Raw genomic sequence first — 18,455 nt, forward strand, 5'->3', positions numbered from 1 at the left:
CGACGCTCTAGCTATTCATTGTCCCAGCAGCAGGAACACGGTCGGCTTCTTGTGGAAGTCCGGCCCCTTGTTCGCCGCCAGCGCGGCCTTCCATTTGGCCGCCGTCAGGGTGCGCACCGATTCGCTGGGCAGCGACAGGTCGGTCGCCACGCAGATCAGCGTGCCCGGCTGGCAGGCGCCGGCCAGGGCTTCCAGCATGGCGGCGTTGCGGTAGGGCGTTTCGATCAGCAGCTGGGTCTGTTTCTCGGCGCGCGAGCGCTGTTCCAGCTGCTGGATGCGCTTGGTGCGCTGGGCGGGTTCAAGCGGCAGGTAGCCGTTGAAGGCGAAGCTCTGGCCGTTCAGGCCGCTCGCCATCACGGCCAGCAGCAGCGAAGACGGGCCGACCAGCGGCCGCACCGTGATGCCGTGCTGGTGGGCCAGGCGGACCAGGTCCGCGCCCGGATCGGCCACCGCCGGCACCCCGGCTTCGGACACCAGGCCGGCGTCATGGCCTTCCAGCAGCGGCGCCAGCAGGGCGGCAAGGGCCGTCGGCGGCGTGTTCACGTTGAGTTCCGAGATCTTGATTTCCTGCAGGGGGCGCGCCAGCGGGTGGTCGATCGCCACCAGTTTCAGAAAGGCACGCGCCGTCTTCGCGTTCTCCGCCACGAAATATTCGAGCTTCGACGTGATGTCCTGCACCTGTTCGGGCAGGACGTGGGACAGGGCGCGGGGATTGGCTTCGGTGGGACCGAGCGTATTGGGAATCAGGTAGAGAATGCCTGGCATGGGGTTTCTTGTTATTTATTATTCGAAGAAGCGGACGCCCGCGCGGCGCAGCATGCCTGTCAGGGCGATCAGCGGGAGGCCGGTGAGGGCGGTCGGGTCGCTGCTGTCGATGCGTTCCAGCAAGGCGATGCCGAGTCCTTCGTTCTTGGCGCTGCCGGCGCAGTCATAGGGCTGCTCGATGCGCAGGTAAGCGTCGAGTTCGTGGTCGGGCAGGTCGCGGAAAGTGACGAAGACCTGCACGTTCTCGACCCGGGCCGCCTGTTCTGGCGCCAGCCGGCCATCCCACAGGCACAGGGCGGTGTGGAAGGTCACGCGGCGTCCGCGCATCTTCTGCAGCTGGGCCAGGGCGCGCGCATGGTCGCCCGGTTTGCCGATCTGTTCGCCGTCCAGCGTGGCGACCTGGTCCGAGCCGATCACCAGCGCCCCCGGATGCTTTCCGGCGATGGCGGCGGCCTTCGAGCGCGCCAGGCGCAGGGCGGTTTCCTCGGGCGCTTCGCCCGGCAGCGCCGTCTCGTCGATGTCCGGTGCGATCGCCTCGAAGGGCAGGCCCAGCCGGGACAGCAATTCGCGCCGGTAAGCGGAGCTGGAAGCGAGGATCAGGCGCACAGGATCACGGCAATGAGCGGAACTTGGTAACATGTCGGCCGGTCGAATATTCATAAGCAAAACAAATAGATAGGCCTCCCCGGCAAGCAAATCCGATGACTTGTGCGGTCATGCCGACAGGGACCTCACAAAATGCACGGATTCTTTGACTGAGCGGGAAGAAGCCTGTTATTATCGCAGGTTTTCCGGGGAAGCTTTTCCAAATGAGCGCTTTTGTCATCGACGCTTTTGAATTTTGTCGGAACAACGGCTATAAGGAAGGTGTCACGCCGGTGGCAGAGATGCCCCGCCTGGCAGCCGAGTGCACCGACCCGTCCGGCCAGATCGCCTGGGCGATCCAGGGCGGCCAGACCAGGCAGGGTTATCCGTCGATGACGCTGTCCGTCTCCGGCACCGTGCAACTGGTCTGCCAGCGCTGCCTGGCGCCGTTCGGCTACGGCATCGATTCGTCGACCATGCTGGTGCTGGGCAAGAACGACGAAGATGCGGACGAGATCGAGGAAATCCTCGACGATGAAAGCATCGATGTGATCGTCGGCAGCCATGCCTGCGATATCATGCAGTTGCTGGAAGATGAAGCCCTGCTGGCCCTGCCGCAGGCACCGAAGCATGAGGTGTGCCCCGATACCAAGCTGATGGACTCCATCAAGTCCGAAAAGGTATCGCCGTTCGCGGCACTGAAGAGCCTCAAATCAGAATAAAATAGTGGAAGTATTTGTGCCGTGGATGCCGAGAAGGTATTTGGGCGCGCAAAAAACGTGTCAAACGCGTGCAGCAGTCGAGTATGGCAGCGGTAGCAAGATGTAGGCAGCGTTAAAACATGTCGGCAATGTAGATTATTGCCGCTGGGATACTCGATGCGCATGTAATTGCAAGTCGATTGTGTTAGAATTTTAGAACTTATGTTTAGGAGTCATCATGGCAGTTCAGCAGAATAAGAAGTCCCCGTCGAAGCGCGGCATGCACCGTTCGCACGATTTCCTGGTTGCACCGAATCTGGCCGTCGAGCCGACCACCGGTGAAACCCACCTGCGTCACCACATCAGCCCGAACGGTTTCTACCGTGGTCGCAAAGTGATCAAGACCAAGAACGACGAGTAATCGGCGTCTTGCTGTTTTGTTCCATGAAAGCGGTGCAACGTATGAAGAGTGCGTGGCGCCGCTTTCTCTTTTGCGATATTGATACCGGTTGCACGTCCGCCGTGTATGCCGTCGTTTTCGATCCCGCTGAGTCCGTCCGGCATGCCGCCGCGCCAGGACACGCCGCCGCCCGACCCTGAGGCAGCGCGGTTCTTCCCGAAAAATGACAATTACAATCTCCATTGACTGCATGGGCGGCGATCACGGCCCCTCAGTTACCATTCCGGCAGCGCTCGCCTTCCTCAAGCACCAACCCGAAGCCGAACTGATCCTGGTCGGCCTGGAAGACCAGGTGCGCGCCGAACTCAAGAAACATCACGCCGACTCCAGCCCGCGCCTGAGCATCAGGCACGCCACCGAAGTGGTGGCGATGGACGATCCGATCGAAGTCGCACTGCGCCGCAAGAAGGATTCCTCGATGCGCGTGGCGATCGAGCTGGTCAAGGACGGCAAGGCCGACGTCTGCGTCTCGGCCGGCAATACCGGTGCCCTGATGGCGATCTCGCGCTACGTCCTCAAGACCATGGCCGACGTCGATCGCCCGGCGATCTGCTCGATCATGCCGAACCAGAAGGGTAGTCCGACCTATATGCTGGACCTGGGCGCCAACGTCGACTGCGAACCCCATCACCTGCACCAGTTCGCCATCATGGGCGCCGTGCTGTTCGAGGCCATGGAAGGGCGTCGTCCCAGTATCGGCCTGCTCAACGTGGGCACCGAGGAAATCAAGGGCACCGAAGCGGTCAAGGCGACCGCCGCACTGCTGCGCGCCGACCATGAGCGCGGCATCCTGAATTTCCACGGCAACGTCGAAGGCAACGACATCTTCAAGGGCACGGTCGACGTGATCGTCTGCGACGGCTTCGTCGGCAACGTGACCCTGAAGGCGGTCGAGGGCCTGTCGCGCTTCTTCAAGGCTACCTTGATGGAAACCACGATGTCCAAGCTGGGCGCGCTGCTGGCCCGCAAGTCGCTGAAGAAGCTGAACCCGGAGAGCTATAACGGCGCCGGCCTGCTGGGCCTGAAGGGCCTGGTGTTCAAGAGCCACGGCGGTGCAAATGCATTTGCTTTCGAGTGGGCAATTAAACGGGCCTATAATGCGGCTCAAAACAATGTGCAGGAACAGTTGTCGGCGATGATCACCGAGCTGATGCCACGCACTCCTGACCCGCAAGCGCCAGGCTCCACCATTCAGCAGGGCTAATAATGACTGTGTATAGCAAAATCATCGGTACCGGCAGCTATCTGCCGGCCCAGCGCGTCACCAACCACGACCTGGCCGCCCAACTGGGCGCCAAGGGCATCGAGACCTCGGACGAGTGGATCGTGTCGCGCAGCGGCATCTCGGCGCGCCACTATGCGGCCGCCGACGAAAGCGCGTCCGACCTGGGCGTGAAGGCGGCCCACAAGGCCCTCGAGGCGGCCGGTCTGACGCCCGAGCAGATCGACCTGATCATCGTTGCCACCTCGACCCCCGATTTCTACGGCAACTTCCCGAGCACGGCCTGCATCGTGCAGGACAAGCTGGGCATCCGCAACAACGGCGCCGCATTCGACGTGGCCGCCGTCTGCAGCGGCTTCGTCTACGCGCTGTCGACCGCCGACGCCTTCATCAAGGCCGGCAATGCGAAGAACGTGCTGGTGATCGGCACCGAAGTGTTCTCGCGCATCCTCGACTTCAACGACCGCGGCACCTGCGTGCTGTTCGGCGACGGCGCCGGCGCGGTGGTAATGACGGCTTCCGAAGAGCCGGGCGTGCTGGCGGTCAAGCTGCATGCCGACGGCAGCCACGGCGACATCCTGTGCGGCCCGACGAATCCGGCCAGTGCCGCGATCTCCGGCCAGAAATACCTGTACATGGATGGCCAGGCGGTGTTCAAGCTGGCCGTGACGGTGCTGGAAAAGGTCGCCAACGAGGCCCTTGAGCACGCGAAGATGCCGGCCTCGGAAATCGACTGGCTGATCCCGCACCAGGCCAACATCCGCATCATGAACGGCACCGCCAAGAAGCTCGGCCTGCCGCTTGAAAAGATGGTCGTGACCGTCAACGAACACGGCAATACCTCGGCCGCATCGATCCCGCTGGCGCTCGACCAGGCGGTGCGCGACGGCCGCATCAAGCCCGGCCACAACATCCTGATGGAAGGCGTGGGCGGCGGCTTTACCTGGGGCGCTGTCCTGGCCCGCATGTAAGCACGATAAAAACAAAGAGGAGGACTCCTTAATGAGCAAATTCGCATTCCTGTTCACGGGCCAGGGCGCCCAGGCCGTCGGCATGCTGAACGGCTTCGCCGGCAATCCGGTCGTCGAACAGACCGTCGCCGAAGCGTCGGAAGCCCTGGGCCAGGACCTCGGCAAGCTGATCGCCGAAGGCCCGAAGGAAGAACTGGACCTGACTACCAACACCCAGCCGGTGATGCTGACCGCGGCCGTGGCCGTGTACCGCGCCTGGATCGCGGCCGGCGGCCCGGTCCCGAGCGTCGTCGCCGGCCACAGCCTGGGCGAGTACTCGGCCCTGGTGGCCGCGGGCGTGATCGATTTCAAGGACGCGGTGCCGCTGGTGCGCTTCCGCGCGCAGTCGATGCAGGACGCGGTGCCGGTGGGGCAGGGCGGCATGGCCGTCATCCTCGGCCTGCAGGCCGATGTGGTGCGCGAAGTCTGCGCCGAAGCCGAAGGTGGGGCTTTAAATGCGGGTGAAGTCGTCGAAGCCGTGAACTTCAACGAGCCGACCCAGATCGTGATCGCCGGCCACACCGCCGCGGTCGAGCGCGCCTGCGACATCGCCAAGGCCAAGGGCGCCAAGCGCGCCATGAAGCTGTCGGTGTCGGCGCCTTTCCACTCCTCGCTGCTGAAGCCGGCCTCGGACCGCCTGCGCGACTACATGGCGAACCTGACTTTCCATGCGCCCCGGATCGACTTGATCAATAACGTCGACGTCGCTATCCTGCACGATCCTGCCGCGATCAAGGACGCCCTGGTGCGCCAGGCCGCCGGCGCGGTGCGCTGGGTCGAGACCATGCAGAAGATGGCGGCGGACGGCGTGACCCAGGTGATCGAGTGCGCGCCGAGCAAGACCCTGATCGGCATGGCCAAGCGCATCGACCCGGCGCTGGCCGGCGAAGCCCTGGTCGACCAGGAGTCGCTGGAGCGCGTGCTGGCAGCAATTAAGGCACAGTGAAACCACGGGGTCAGAGCCCGAATAAGAGCAATCAAAGCCAAGGATTAGCATGAATCTGCAAAACCAAGTCGCCCTCGTTACCGGCGCATCGCGCGGCATCGGCAAGGCCATCGCCCTCGAACTGGCGCGCCAGGGTGCGAAAGTGGTCGGCACCGCCACCACCGAAGCCGGCGCCGAAGCCATCACCGCCTACCTGTCCGAATTCGGCGGCAAAGGCATGGTGCTGAACGTCACCGACGCCGCCCAGTGCGCGGCCCTGATCGACGAGGTCAGCAAGAACGTCGGCAGCATCGGCATCCTGGTCAACAATGCCGGCATCACCCAGGACAACCTGGCGATGCGCATGAAGGACGAGGAGTGGGACAGCGTGATCGCCACCAACCTCACCGCCGTCGGCCGCCTGTCGCGCGCCGTGCTGCGCGGCATGATGAAGGCGAAGCAGGGCCGCATCATCAACATCACTTCGGTGGTCGCTTCGAGCGGCAATCCGGGCCAGGTGAACTACGCGGCCGCCAAGGCCGGCGTGGAAGGCATGGGCCGCGCGCTGGCGCGCGAGATCGGCAGCCGTAACATCACCGTCAACAGCGTGGCGCCGGGCTTCATCGATACCGACATGACCAAGGCCCTGGGCGAATCCCAGCACGAAGCCCTGCTGGGCCAGATTCCGCTGGGCCGCCTGGGCAGCCCGGAAGACATCGCCCACGCGGTGGCATTCCTGGCAGGTCCGCAAGCTGCTTACATCACGGGCACGACCCTGCACGTGAACGGCGGCATGTACATGAATTAAGCCAGATCTCATCTTTTAGCAGTAGTTTCAGCCGAATTAGCGTCAAACGCTGAAAATAGTTTTTCAACGCGCAAACCCTGATAAAATGCGCGCACTTTCCGAAACACATACCTAATGGAGCCATAACATGTCGGATATCGAACAACGCGTTAAAAAAATCGTCGCTGAGCAACTGGGCGTTGCCGAAGCAGACATCAAAATCGATTCCTCGTTCGTTGACGACCTCGGCGCTGATTCGCTGGACACCGTTGAACTGGTGATGGCACTGGAAGACGAATTCGAAATGGAAATCCCGGACGAGCAGGCCGAGAAGATCACCACCGTTCGTCAAGCCATCGAGTACGCACAAGCGCACGTCAAGGCCTAAGCTTTCAGTAATTCAGGAGATACGCTTGAGTTCACGCAACCGTCGTGTCGTCGTAACTGGCCTGGGTTGCATTTCCCCGATCGGTAACACCATTGCCGAAGCGTGGGAAAGCGCCCTGGCCGGAAAATCGGGTATCGGCAACATTACCCGGTTCGACGCAACGCCTTTTTCGACCCGTTTCGCGGGCGAAGTGAAGAACTTCAACGTCGAGGACTACCTGCCCGGCAAGGAAGGCCGCCATATGGATACCTTTATCCATTTCGGCATGGCCGCGGGTATCCAGGCGTTGCAGGATTCGGGTATCGAAGTCACCGAGCAGAACGCCGACCGCATCGGCGTGATGGTGGGTTCGGGCATCGGCGGTCTGCCGCTGATCGAAGCGACCAAGGAAGAGTACGACAGCCGCGGCCCGCGCCGCATCTCGCCGTTCTTCGTGCCGGCCTCGATCATCAACATGATCTCGGGCGACCTGTCGATCAAGTTCGGCCTGCGCGGCCCGAACCTGGCGATCGTCACCGCCTGCACCACCGGCCTGCACTGCATCGGCGCGGCAGCGCGCCTGATCGAGTACGGCGATGCCGACGTGATGATCGCCGGCGGTGCCGAGTCGACCGTCTCGCCGCTGGGTCTGGGCGGCTTCGCCTCGGCTCGTGCGCTGTCGTCGCGCAATGACGATCCGGCTACCGCTTCGCGTCCCTGGGACCGCGACCGCGACGGCTTCGTGCTCGGCGAGGGTGCCGGCGTGATGGTGCTCGAAGAGTACGAACACGCCAAGGCCCGCGGCGCGAAGATCTACGCGGAAGTCGTCGGCTTCGGCATGAGCGCGGATGCCAACCACATCACCGCTCCGCTCGAGGACGGCAGTGGCGCCTCGCGCTGCATGGTGTCGGCAATGAACTACGCCGGCATCAACCCGGACCAGGTGCATTACGTGAATGCGCACGGCACCTCGACCCCGGTCGGCGACGTCGCTGAAGTGAAGGGCATCAAGCGCACCTTCGGCGACCACGCCGGCAAGCTGGTGGTCAACTCGACCAAGTCGATGACCGGCCACCTGCTGGGCGGCGCCGGCGGCCTCGAGTCCGTGTTCACCGTGCTGGCGATCCACAACCAGGTTTCGCCACCGACGATCAATATCTTCAACCAGGATCCGGAATGCGACCTGGACTTCTGCGCCAACACGGCGCGCGAAATGAAGATCGATTACGCGGTGAAGAACTCCTTCGGTTTCGGCGGTACCAACGGTACCCTGGTCTTCGCCAAGGTCTGACCGACTCCATCCAGGTTGAACCAAAAAAGCCCATCTCCTGTCCAAGGAGATGGGCTTTTTGTCATCTCGGCGTTCCCATCCATCCTTAGCTGATCGCCCATGTCGATAGCGGTATCCGCCATCGTCAGGCCGTCGCGCATCCATCGATGCCTGCTGTTCGGCGCCGGCCTGTCCCTGTTCGCCGCGGCCTTCGCGGTGGGCCTGACCACGCCCGCACGCTTCCACGCCGGCATGCTGCAGGCCCTCGTGCTGGCAGCTTCCGGCGCCGTGCTGTTGCATGCCGGGTCGGGCCGGGCAAAGACGCACCGGATTGATATTTCTGGAACTGGCGAGGTGGTCCTGACGGTACAACAAGGGCTGCGCAAGCCGGCCGCAGCCCAGTTGGGCGTGGCCTTGTTGCCGGGCTCCGTCGTCTGGCCGCTGTTGATGCTGCTGCGCTTCAGGGATGAAGGTTCCCGCGTGCACGTCCTGCCGGTGTGGCGCGACAGTGTCGGGCCGGGCACTTGGCGGGCGCTGTCGGTGGCGGTGCTGGCGATCGGGCGGCGCCAATGAACTTATTGCAGCGGGCCAACTCTTAAGCAACAAGGACGTTCAGTGACAACCGAGCGCGAGTGTGATCAACTGCTGGTAGAGCGCGTCCAGGCTGGCGATCGCCGGGCGTTCGACCTGCTGGTGTCCAAATACCAGCGCCGGCTGATGCGCCTGGTGTCGCGCCTCGTGCACGATCCGGCCGAAGCGGAAGACGTGGTGCAGGAAACCTTTATCAAGGCCTTTCGCGCACTGCGCCATTTCCGCGGAGATTCCGCGTTTTATACCTGGCTGTACCGGATAGGAATTAATACGGCAAAAAATTTTCTCGTCACGCAAGGCAGGAGGGCACCGACCTCGACGGAAGCCGACGCCGAACGTGCGGAAGGATTTGACGACGCAGACAGCTTGCGAGACATTAATACACCAGAGTCCGTCCTGGCCAGCAAGCAGATCGCGTTCACGGTGAATGCCGCCATGGAGGCGCTGCCGCTGGAACTGCGGACCGCGATCGTCCTGCGCGAAATCGAAGGCTTGAGCTACGAGGAAATCTCCGAAGTGATGGCGTGTCCAATCGGTACGGTGCGTAGCCGGATATTCCGGGCGCGCGAAGTGATTGCCGAGAAATTGAGGCCCTTGCTCGATAATCCGGCTGACAAACGTCGGTAGATAGCGATGCAGCGTGGAGCGTCATGCGCTCTTGAATGAGGATCTGACTCCGACGAGATGGAACCAAGATGGACACGAACAAAAAAAACCGCGAATACATCTCCGCCCTGATGGACGGCGAAACCCCGGATGCCGACCAGGAGCTGGCCATGGCCGCGCTGGGCGGACCGGAGGGCCAGCAAGCCTGGGATACCTTCCACCGTATCGGCGACCTGCTGCGCGCCGAAGCCACGCCCGAGCTGTCGTCCGGCTTCGAGGAGAAGCTGGCGGCGCGGCTGGCGGCCGAGCCGCTGCCGACCAGGCGCGCGGCCGGCGCCGCCGAGCCCGCCGGCGGCACTGCGGTCGCCGCCCCGCGCTGAATCCCGCCGCCGCGCCCGGTCCCGCGGCGCCGGCTACGGCCCGGGCGGCGCTCGGGCCCATGAGCCCGTACCGTGGCGACAGCATTGGTATTTTGGCTTACCATTACATCAATTCAAGCCTGAACACCCATCCATCCCATGACAAGCAAAACTGGAAGCACGATCCTGTCGGCCCTCATGTTTGTGGGCGCGAGTCTGATGTTCTCTCCGGCCGTCCAGGCCGCCGCTGCCGCCGCAGCGCCCGTCGTCACCCCTCCCGTCACCGGCCTGCCCGATTTCAGCGACCTGGTCGACAAGGTCGGCCCGGCGGTGGTCAATATCCGCACCACCGAGCGCGTGCGCCTCGGCCAGGGCGGACCGGACGAGGAGATGCAGGAATTCCTGCGCCGCTTCTTCGGCGGCCAGATCCCGCCGCGCGGACGTGGCGGACGCAGCAGCCCGCAGCAGCCCCAGGAAGAGGAGGTTCAGCGCGGCGTCGGCTCCGGCTTCATCGTCTCGGACGACGGCTATGTGATGACGAATGCCCACGTGGTCGAGGGCGCGGACGAGGTCACGGTCACCCTGACCGACCGCCGCGAGTTCAAGGCCAAGGTGCTGGGCGCCGACAAGCGCAGCGACGTCGCCCTGCTGAAGGTCGATGCGCGCAACCTGCCGTCGCTGCGGATCGGCGACTCGAACCGGATCCGGGTCGGCGAATGGGTGATCGCGATCGGTTCGCCCTTCAACCTGGAGAATACCGTCACCGCCGGCATCATCTCGGCCAAGGCCCGCGATACCGGCGAGTACCTGCCGCTGATCCAGAGCGACGTCGCCGTCAATCCCGGCAACTCGGGCGGGCCGCTGATCAATATGCGCGGCGAGGTCATCGGCATCAACTCGCAGATCGCGACCCTGTCCGGCGCCTATAACGGCATCTCCTTCGCGGTGCCGATCGACGAGGTGATGCGGGTCGCGGACCAGATCAAGAAAACCGGCAAGGTCACGCGCGGACGCCTGGGCGTGCAGATCAGCGAGGTCACGCGCGACGTCGCCGAATCGCTGGGCCTGGGCCGCGCGCGCGGCGCCGAGGTCGCCATGGTCGAGCCGGGCGGTCCGGCCGAGAAGGGCGGCATCAAGGTTGGCGACATCATCCTGAAATTCAACGGCAAGGACATCGAGAAGAGTTCGGACCTGCCGCGCCAGGTCGGCGGCAGCGCGGTCGGCAGCCGCGCCACCGTCACCGTCTGGCGCCGCGGCAGCCAGATCGAGCTGCCGGTCACCATCGTCGAGCTCCAGGACGAGCAGGCGGCCAGCGCCAAGGTCCAGCCGAAAAAGAAAGCGCCGGACCAGTCGACCAATGCGCTGGGGCTGCAGGTGTCCGACCTGAGCGCGGCCCAGAAGCGCGAGCTCAAGCTCGAGTCGGGCGTGCTGGTCGACTTTGCCGACGGCCGCGCCGCCACCGCCGGCATCCAGCCGGGCGACCTGATCCTGCAGATCAATAATGCCGAGGTCGGCACCGCGGCCCAGTTCAACGGCCTGGTGGCCAAGCTGGACCCGAAGAAGCCCGTCGCCCTGCTGGTACGGCGCGACAACGCCACCAGCTACGTCGTGATCAAGCCGCGGCAGTAAGGAAACATGGCAGAGACCTTCCGCTTCACCCTCTACTCGCGCAGTTACTGTCACCTGTGCGAAGACCTGCTGAACGCCCTGCGCGCCTTCATGGCGCGCGAGGGCCTGGCCTGCAGCGTGGACGTGATCGACGTCGATGCCGATCCGGCCCTGGTCGAGCGCTTCGACGAGCTGGTGCCGGTGCTGTTCGGCGGCGATCCCGCCGGCCCCGAGATCTGCCATTACTTCCTCGACGAAGCCGCCCTGCGGCGCCACCTGGGGCTGGTGCAGGCCGCCTGACGTCCCCATATGGGGTGGCGTCGCCCCGGAAATGGGAGCCATCCCCCCAGAAACCGGGCTTTCTGACCTGAAATCCGGTAAAATGCACGGCTTGGATTCTCCGCTTGATGAAAGCGCTCGCCCGGGGACGGCAAAGAAACCCCGACGAAGCGCTTTTTTCGTATTGCCGCGCACGATTGCGTGCCGCTCTTTTTGGTCTTGAGTTTGTTAATGAAAAACATACGTAACTTTTCCATCATCGCCCACATCGATCACGGCAAATCGACGCTGGCGGACCGCATCATCCAGCTGTGCGGCGGCCTGTCGGAACGTGAGATGGACGCGCAGGTTCTCGACTCGATGGACCTGGAGCGCGAGCGCGGCATCACCATCAAGGCCCAGACCGCGGCGCTGCAGTACAAGGCGCGCGATGGCCAGACCTATAACCTGAACCTGATCGACACCCCGGGCCACGTCGACTTCTCGTATGAAGTCTCGCGCTCGCTGTCGGCCTGCGAAGGCGCGCTGCTGGTGGTCGACGCGAGCCAGGGCGTGGAAGCCCAGACCGTGGCCAACTGCTACACCGCGCTCGACCTGGGCGTGGAAGTCGTGCCGATCCTGAACAAGATCGACCTGCCGCACGCAGATCCGGACAATGCCAAGAAGGAAATCGAGGACGTGATCGGTATCGACGCGTCCGACGCCACCACCTGCTCGGCCAAGACCGGCCTGGGCGTGGAAGACGTGCTGGAAACCCTGATTGCGAAAGTGCCGCCGCCGGAAGGCGATCCGGACGCGCCGCTGCAAGCCCTGATCGTCGACTCCTGGTACGACCCGTACGTCGGCGTCGTGATGCTGGTGCGGGTGGTCAACGGCACCCTGCGTCCGAAGGAAAAGATCCTGCTGATGGCAACCGAATCGGTGAACCTGGTCGAGAACATCGGCGTGTTCACGCCGCGCTCGGTCTCGCTGCCGGAACTGTCGGCCGGCCAGGTGGGCTTCGTCATTGCCGGCATCAAGGAACTGACCGCCGCCAAGGTGGGCGACACCGTGACACACGCGGCCAAGCCGGCCCCGAGCCCGCTGCCGGGCTTCAAGGAAGTCCAGCCGCAGGTGTTCGCCGGCCTGTTCCCGGTCGAAGCCAACCAGTACGACGCGCTGCGCGACTCGCTGGAAAAGCTGAAGCTGAACGACGCCGCCCTGATGTACGAACCGGAAGTGTCGCAGGCGCTGGGCTTCGGCTTCCGCTGCGGCTTCCTGGGCCTGCTGCACATGGAAATCGTGCAGGAGCGCCTGGAGCGCGAATTCGACATGGACCTGATCACGACGGCGCCGACCGTGGTGTACGAGGTCGAGATGCGCGACGGTTCGGTCATCCGCGTCGACAATCCGTCGAAGATGCCGGAGCCGTCGAAGATCAACGAAGTGCGCGAGCCGATCGTTGACGTCAACCTCTACATGCCGCAGGAATACGTCGGTGCGGTGATGACCCTGTGTAACGGCAAGCGCGGCGTCCAGATGGACATGGCCTACCACGGCCGCCAGGTCAAGTTGCACTATGAAATCCCGATGGCCGAGATCGTGCTGGACTTCTTCGATCGCCTGAAGTCGACCTCGCGCGGCTACGCCTCGATGGACTACGAGTTCAAGGAATACCGCGCCGCCGACGTGGTCAAGGTCGACATGCTGATCAACAGCGAGAAGGTCGACGCGCTGGCCATCATCGTGCACCGTGCCAACGCGCCTTACCGCGGCCGCCAGGTGGCTGCCAAGATGCGCGAACTGATCCCGCGCCAGATGTTCGACGTGGCGATCCAGGCGGCGATCGGCGCGACCATCATCTCGCGCGAGAACGTCAAGGCCTTGCGCAAGAACGTGCTGGCCAAGTGCTACGGCGGCGACATCAGCCGCAAGAAGAAGCTGCTCGAGAAGCAGAAGGCGGGCAAGAAGCGCATGAAGCAGGTCGGCTCGGTGGAAATTCCGCAGGAAGCCTTCCTGGCCATCCTCCAGGTCGAAGACAAATAAGCACGAAAGAATAACAAACGATGAATCTGCAACCGATCCTCGGAAATTTTGCACTGATCCTGTTCGTGGCCATGGTGGTCACGGGCGTCATCTGGTTCCTCGACATCTTCGTGCTGTCCAAGCAGCGCCGGGCGAAAGCCGACGCCGCCCTGGCCGAGTACGACGCCCACCGCGCCAAGCTGACCGCCGACGGCATCAAGGTCGACAGCGGCAACCGCGCGGCGCTGGAAGCATCCATCCTGCGCCAGCCGACCTGGGTCGAGTACTCGGGCAGTTTCTTCCCGGTCATCGCCCTGGTCTTCTTCCTGCGCTCCTTCCTGTTCGAGCCCTTCAAGATCCCGTCCTCGTCGATGGTGCCGACCCTGCTGGTGGGCGACCTGATCCTGGTGAACAAGTTCGACTACGGCATCCGCCTGCCGGTGGTCAACAAGAAGATCATCGACGTCGGCAACCCGCAGCGCGGCGACGTCATGGTGTTCAAGTACCCGAAAGACATGAGCCAGGACTACATCAAGCGCGTCATCGGCGTGCCGGGTGATAAAATCACCTACGAGAACAAGCGCCTGACCGTGAACGGTGTTCCCGTCCAGTACGAACCCATGGACGACTACCTCGACGACGAGCGCCCCGTGTACCACAAGCAACTCCTGGAGAAGCTGTCGAACGCGCCGCACCGCATCCTGAACATGGAAGGGCAGCGCACGATCAACCTGGCTGCGGTCGATCCGGACTTCCCGCATCACGAAAATTGCACCTATTCCTACGATAAATTTACGTGTATCGTGCCAGAGGGAAATTATTTCATGATGGGCGATAACCGCGACAACAGCGCAGACAGCCGCTACTGGGGCTTCGTGCCGGACAAGAACATCGTCGGCAAGGCTGTGTTTGTTTGGATGAACTTCAGTAACCCGAAGCGCATCGGCGGTATCCACTGACAAGCGGGAGCGCAGATGCGACAAGCTGGAATGGGTAGGGAGGCCGGCGTATCGCTGTCCGGCCTGATCGTGGTGCTGGTGGTGCTGGGCGCCATCGCGCTGGTGGCGATGAAGGTATTCCCGGCCTGGGCCGAATACCGTTCGATCAAGAACGCCATCGTGCAGGCCAAGGCGGCCGGCAACGGCAGCCGCGAGATGCAGCAGGCATTCGAACGGAATGCGGAAATCAACAGCATCACGGCGATCTCCAGCCGTGACCTGGTGATCACCCGCGACAACGGCCAGGCGGAAGTCAGCTTCGCCTACGAGAAACGGATTCCTCTGGCCGGCAACGTCAGTCTGCTGATCGACTTTGCCGGCACCACCGACCCGAGCGGCGAGGTGGCAGCCAAGGCGGAAACCACCGCCAAGTAAAAGCCGGGCAGGGCGCGGGCATCGGTCCGGTCCGCCACCGGATGGATTGCCCGGACCTAGCATAATGAAACGACAATGAATCTTCAGTTATTGCAAACTCGCCTCGGTTACAGCTTCCGGGACCCCAGCCTGCTCCAGCAGGCGCTGACCCACCGTAGCCACAGCAGCCTGCATAACGAACGCCTCGAGTTTCTCGGAGATTCCATCCTCAACTGCGTGGTCGCCTCGGTCCTGTACGAGCGTTTCAAGGATCTGCCCGAAGGCGACCTGTCGCGCCTGCGCGCCAACCTGGTCAAGCAGCAATCGCTGTACGAGATCGCCCAGAAGATCGAACTGTCGCAATTCCTGCGCCTGGGCGAGGGCGAACTGAAGTCCGGCGGTTTCCGCCGCCCCTCGATCCTGGCCGACACCCTGGAAGCCCTGCTGGGCGCGATCTTCCTGGACAGCGGCTTCGACAGTGCGCGCGACGTGATCCGCGCCTTCTACATCCCGCTGCTGGACTCGGTCGACCCGCGTACCCTCGGCAAGGATGCCAAGACCCTGCTGCAGGAATTCCTGCAGAGTAAAAAGATTTCGCTGCCGACCTATAACGTGGTGGCGACCCATGGCGCCGCCCACAGCCAGGAATTCGAGATCGAATGCCTGGTGCCCAAGCTCGGCATACAGGTGTTCGGCCGCGGCGGCAGCCGCCGTGCCGGCGAGCAGGCGGCGGCGCGCCTTGCGCTCGAGGTCGCCGAACAGGCGGCACAGAAGAATCCCGGCGGCGCCCGCAAGAGCCGCCCGCGTTCGGCCCAGCTGAAGCTGGCCGGCATTGCCACGGACCAGAGCGCCGAGCAGGCAGCCGCCCAGGACCAGCCCCAGCATTGAACGCATCAACCAGGAAAACAGCAGCATGAACATCGAGACCACCCCAGGCGACAACCATCAGGACGGCAGCGCGCAGGGAGACATTCCAGCAGACTTCCGTTGCGGCTACATCGCCATCGTCGGCCGCCCCAACGTCGGCAAGTCGACCCTGATGAACGTGCTGATCGGCGCGAAAGTCTCGATCACTTCGCGCAAGGCCCAGACCACCCGCCACCGCATCACCGGCGTGCAGACCCGCGACGACGCCCAGTTCATCTACGTCGACACCCCGGGCTTCCAGACCCGCCACGCGAACGCGCTGAACAAGACCCTCAACAAGACCGTCTCGAACACGCTTACCGCGTCCGACGTGATCCTGTTCCTGGTCGAAGCCGGCACCTTCGGTCCGGCCGACCAGCAGGTGGTCGACCTGCTGCCGAAGAACGTGCCGGTGATCCTGGTGATCAACAAGTCCGACCGCATGAAGGACAAGGCCGAGCTGATGCCGTTCGCCGCCAAAGTGGCCGGCCTGCACGACTTCACGGCCGTGGTGCCGGTCTCGGCCAAACTCCGCTTCCAGGTCGACGCGCTGGAAAAAGAGATCAAGCGCCACCTGCCGCAGAACCCGCCGGTATTCGGCCCGGACGACATCACCGACCGCAGCGAGAAATTCCTGGCAGCCGAGATCGTCCGCGAAAAGGTGTTCCGCCTGCTGGGCGACGAACTGCCCTATACCAGCACCGTGCTGATCGAGCAATTCGAGCAGGAAGGCAATCTGCGCCGCATCTTCGCCGCCATCCTGGTCGAGCGCGACACGCACAAGTCCATGATCATCGGTAACAAGGGTGCGCGCCTGAAGGAAATCTCGACCCAGTCGCGCCTGGACATGGAAAAACTGTTCGGCGGCCCGGTCTACCTGGAAATCTGGGTCAAGGTGAAATCCGGCTGGGCCGACAACGAAGCCGGCCTGCGCGCCTACGGCTACGAGTAAAGCCTCCTCCCACCGCATGGCCGGCCAGGACGACCCGAGCAAGGACAGCCCCGAGCAGGCGCAGGAAGCCGCGGCGCCCTACGCCGTGACGCCCGTCGCGCCCTTGCCGAATCCCGTGCCGGCGCCCGCACCTGCGCCCGTATCTGCGCCCGCGCCGGTCCCGGCGCCGAAGCCCGAGCGCCGGCGCGCCCCGGCCCGCGATACCCGCGTGCTGGGCCAGCCCGGCTTCGTGCTGCACAGCTATCCCTACAAGGAAACCAGCCTCATCGTCGACATGTTCACGCGCGACCATGGGCGCATCGGCGTGGTCGCGAAGGGCGCCAAGCGGCCGCTGTCCAAGTTGCGCGGCGTGCTGCAGACCTTCCAGCCGCTGTCGATCTCCTTTTCCGGCAAGTCCGAGCTGCGCACCCTGATCGACGCCGACTGGGTCGGCGGCATGCTGCCGATCGAAAAGACCGCGCTGCTGTGCGGCTTTTACCTGAACGAGCTGCTGGTGAAGTTGCTGGCGCGCGACGATCCGCATCCGAAGCTGTTCGACCATTACGTGGCGACGCTCAACGAATTGGCGCACAATGAACCTGCGCAGATCGTCTTGCGAAAGTTCGAAAGGGCCTTACTTAAGGAGACCGGGGTCGCCGCCGACCTGACCCGCGACACCGGCACCCGCGCACGGGTCGAAGCGGGTGAGCTCTACGTGGTCGATCCCGAGCGCGGCCCGCGGGTGGCGCGGATGGGCGATACCTGGCCCGTCGTGACCGGCAAGACCCTGATCGACATGGAAAACGAACACTACGGCGATCCGCAGACGCAGGCGCAAAGCAAGCAGCTGATGCGCTTCCTGCTGGCCTACCACCTGGGTGGCGCACCTCTCAACACGCGCCAGATATTAATCGACTTGATGCAGCTTTAAGAAAAACATGAGCTTCCTGCAACCGAAAGGCCAGGTCATCGACCTCGGCGTGAACATCGACCACGTCGCCACCGTCCGCAACGCGCGTGGCACCGTCTATCCGGATCCGCTGCGCGCGGCCCTGCTGGCCGAACAGGCCGGCGCCGACCTGATCACGCTGCACCTGCGCGAGGACCGCCGCCACATCAAGGATGCCGACGTGCTGGCGATCCGCCCGCAGCTGCTGACCCGCATGAACCTCGAGGCGGCCGTCACCCAGGAGATGATCGACTTCGCCTGCCAGGTCCGTCCCCAGGACGTCTGCCTGGTGCCGGAACGGCGCGAGGAAGTCACCACCGAGGGCGGCCTGGACGTGATCCGCTACTACAAGGAAGTGGAAAGCGCCGTGAAGCAGCTGGCCGGCGAGGGCATCCGCGTCTCGCTGTTCATCGACGCCGACGAACAGCAGATCGCGGCCGCGGCGGCAGTCGGCGCGCCGGTGATCGAGCTGCACACCGGCCGCTATGCCGAAGCCGAGGACGAGGAAGAAGTGGCGCGCGAACTGGCCCGCATCAAGCTGGGCGTGCGCGCCGGCGTGATGCACGGCCTGCGCGTGAACGCCGGTCACGGCCTGCACTACACGAACGTGCAGCCGATCGCCGCCATCCCCGAGATCCACGAGCTGAACATCGGCCACGCGATCGTCGCCCACGCCGTCTTCGTCGGCTGGGAGCACGCGGTGCGCGAGATGAAGGCGATCATGGTCGATGCGCGCCTCGGCGTCGCCCTCGGCAATCCGTCGACGGAGACCTGAGCG

At 63.8% G+C, this 18,455-nt stretch carries 22 protein-coding genes; 20 read left to right on the top strand and 2 right to left on the bottom strand.

What is annotated here, in order from left to right; all coding sequences use genetic code 11:
• Positions 1–15: 15 nt before the first annotated feature.
• A complete protein-coding gene (locus AC1DOP_RS00120) occupies positions 16–765 on the bottom strand; it encodes an SAM-dependent methyltransferase (protein WP_442124669.1) in 750 nt (249 codons plus the stop codon).
• Positions 766–783: 18 nt separating this feature from the next.
• Complete coding sequence (locus tag AC1DOP_RS00125) at positions 784–1,404, bottom strand: Maf-like protein (RefSeq protein WP_477248980.1); 621 nt, start codon at positions 1,402–1,404, stop codon at positions 784–786.
• Between the two features lie 170 nt (positions 1,405–1,574).
• On the opposite strand from AC1DOP_RS00125, the gene AC1DOP_RS00130 reads away from it, so the two are divergent.
• The 20 genes from AC1DOP_RS00130 to pdxJ all read left to right on the top strand — a co-directional run bounded on the left by AC1DOP_RS00130 (position 1,575) and on the right by pdxJ (position 18,452).
• Positions 1,575–2,072, top strand: a complete 498-nt coding sequence (locus AC1DOP_RS00130; RefSeq protein ID WP_442124671.1) for a YceD family protein — start codon at positions 1,575–1,577, stop codon at positions 2,070–2,072.
• 217 nt (positions 2,073–2,289) lie between these two features.
• Entirely contained in the window at positions 2,290–2,472 is a 183-nt protein-coding gene (gene rpmF / locus AC1DOP_RS00135; protein WP_036168414.1) for a 50S ribosomal protein L32, read from the top strand.
• A 202-nt stretch (positions 2,473–2,674) separates the two neighbouring features.
• Entirely contained in the window at positions 2,675–3,715 is a 1,041-nt protein-coding gene (gene plsX / locus AC1DOP_RS00140) for a phosphate acyltransferase PlsX (protein ID WP_442124672.1), read from the top strand.
• A gap of 2 nt (positions 3,716–3,717) precedes the next feature.
• Positions 3,718–4,704, top strand: a complete 987-nt coding sequence (locus AC1DOP_RS00145; RefSeq protein WP_477248983.1) for a beta-ketoacyl-ACP synthase III — start codon at positions 3,718–3,720, stop codon at positions 4,702–4,704.
• A gap of 31 nt (positions 4,705–4,735) precedes the next feature.
• Entirely contained in the window at positions 4,736–5,689 is a 954-nt protein-coding gene (gene fabD, locus AC1DOP_RS00150; protein WP_442124674.1) for an ACP S-malonyltransferase, read from the top strand.
• Between the two features lie 49 nt (positions 5,690–5,738).
• Positions 5,739–6,476 carry a 3-oxoacyl-ACP reductase FabG gene (gene fabG / locus AC1DOP_RS00155; protein ID WP_477248986.1) on the top strand — a complete coding sequence of 246 codons (738 nt, stop codon included), beginning with the start codon at positions 5,739–5,741 and terminating at the stop codon, positions 6,474–6,476.
• 127 nt (positions 6,477–6,603) lie between these two features.
• Positions 6,604–6,843, top strand: coding sequence for an acyl carrier protein (acpP, locus tag AC1DOP_RS00160; RefSeq protein ID WP_036168404.1), 240 nt, complete (start codon positions 6,604–6,606; stop codon positions 6,841–6,843).
• Positions 6,844–6,868: 25 nt separating this feature from the next.
• Complete coding sequence (gene fabF, locus AC1DOP_RS00165; protein WP_442124676.1) at positions 6,869–8,113, top strand: beta-ketoacyl-ACP synthase II; 1,245 nt, start codon at positions 6,869–6,871, stop codon at positions 8,111–8,113.
• A 99-nt stretch (positions 8,114–8,212) separates the two neighbouring features.
• On the top strand, positions 8,213–8,665 hold the full coding sequence (locus tag AC1DOP_RS00170; protein ID WP_477248989.1) for a protein YgfX: 453 nt from the start codon (positions 8,213–8,215) through the stop codon (positions 8,663–8,665).
• Between the two features lie 42 nt (positions 8,666–8,707).
• Complete coding sequence (gene rpoE / locus AC1DOP_RS00175) at positions 8,708–9,310, top strand: RNA polymerase sigma factor RpoE (protein ID WP_442124678.1); 603 nt, start codon at positions 8,708–8,710, stop codon at positions 9,308–9,310.
• Positions 9,311–9,378: 68 nt separating this feature from the next.
• Positions 9,379–9,669: a sigma-E factor negative regulatory protein gene (locus AC1DOP_RS00180; protein WP_477248991.1), complete on the top strand. Its 291-nt coding sequence runs from the start codon at positions 9,379–9,381 to the stop codon at positions 9,667–9,669.
• Positions 9,670–9,807: 138 nt separating this feature from the next.
• Positions 9,808–11,277, top strand: a complete 1,470-nt coding sequence (locus AC1DOP_RS00185) for a DegQ family serine endoprotease (protein WP_477248993.1) — start codon at positions 9,808–9,810, stop codon at positions 11,275–11,277.
• A 6-nt stretch (positions 11,278–11,283) separates the two neighbouring features.
• Positions 11,284–11,556 carry a glutaredoxin family protein gene (locus AC1DOP_RS00190; protein ID WP_442121541.1) on the top strand — a complete coding sequence of 91 codons (273 nt, stop codon included), beginning with the start codon at positions 11,284–11,286 and terminating at the stop codon, positions 11,554–11,556.
• Between the two features lie 210 nt (positions 11,557–11,766).
• Positions 11,767–13,560: a translation elongation factor 4 gene (gene lepA / locus AC1DOP_RS00195; RefSeq protein WP_442121542.1), complete on the top strand. Its 1,794-nt coding sequence runs from the start codon at positions 11,767–11,769 to the stop codon at positions 13,558–13,560.
• Between the two features lie 20 nt (positions 13,561–13,580).
• Positions 13,581–14,498: a signal peptidase I gene (gene lepB, locus AC1DOP_RS00200; protein ID WP_442121543.1), complete on the top strand. Its 918-nt coding sequence runs from the start codon at positions 13,581–13,583 to the stop codon at positions 14,496–14,498.
• A 15-nt stretch (positions 14,499–14,513) separates the two neighbouring features.
• On the top strand, positions 14,514–14,912 hold the full coding sequence (locus AC1DOP_RS00205; protein WP_442121544.1) for a DUF4845 domain-containing protein: 399 nt from the start codon (positions 14,514–14,516) through the stop codon (positions 14,910–14,912).
• A gap of 75 nt (positions 14,913–14,987) precedes the next feature.
• Positions 14,988–15,779: a ribonuclease III gene (rnc, locus tag AC1DOP_RS00210; RefSeq protein ID WP_442121545.1), complete on the top strand. Its 792-nt coding sequence runs from the start codon at positions 14,988–14,990 to the stop codon at positions 15,777–15,779.
• A gap of 25 nt (positions 15,780–15,804) precedes the next feature.
• Entirely contained in the window at positions 15,805–16,749 is a 945-nt protein-coding gene (gene era / locus AC1DOP_RS00215; RefSeq protein WP_442121546.1) for a GTPase Era, read from the top strand.
• 16 nt (positions 16,750–16,765) lie between these two features.
• Complete coding sequence (gene recO, locus AC1DOP_RS00220) at positions 16,766–17,659, top strand: DNA repair protein RecO (RefSeq protein WP_477248996.1); 894 nt, start codon at positions 16,766–16,768, stop codon at positions 17,657–17,659.
• A gap of 7 nt (positions 17,660–17,666) precedes the next feature.
• Positions 17,667–18,452 carry a pyridoxine 5'-phosphate synthase gene (gene pdxJ, locus AC1DOP_RS00225; RefSeq protein WP_477248998.1) on the top strand — a complete coding sequence of 262 codons (786 nt, stop codon included), beginning with the start codon at positions 17,667–17,669 and terminating at the stop codon, positions 18,450–18,452.
• Positions 18,453–18,455: the final 3 nt, after the last annotated feature.

This window comes from Massilia sp. 01N410 (assembly GCF_056399665.1).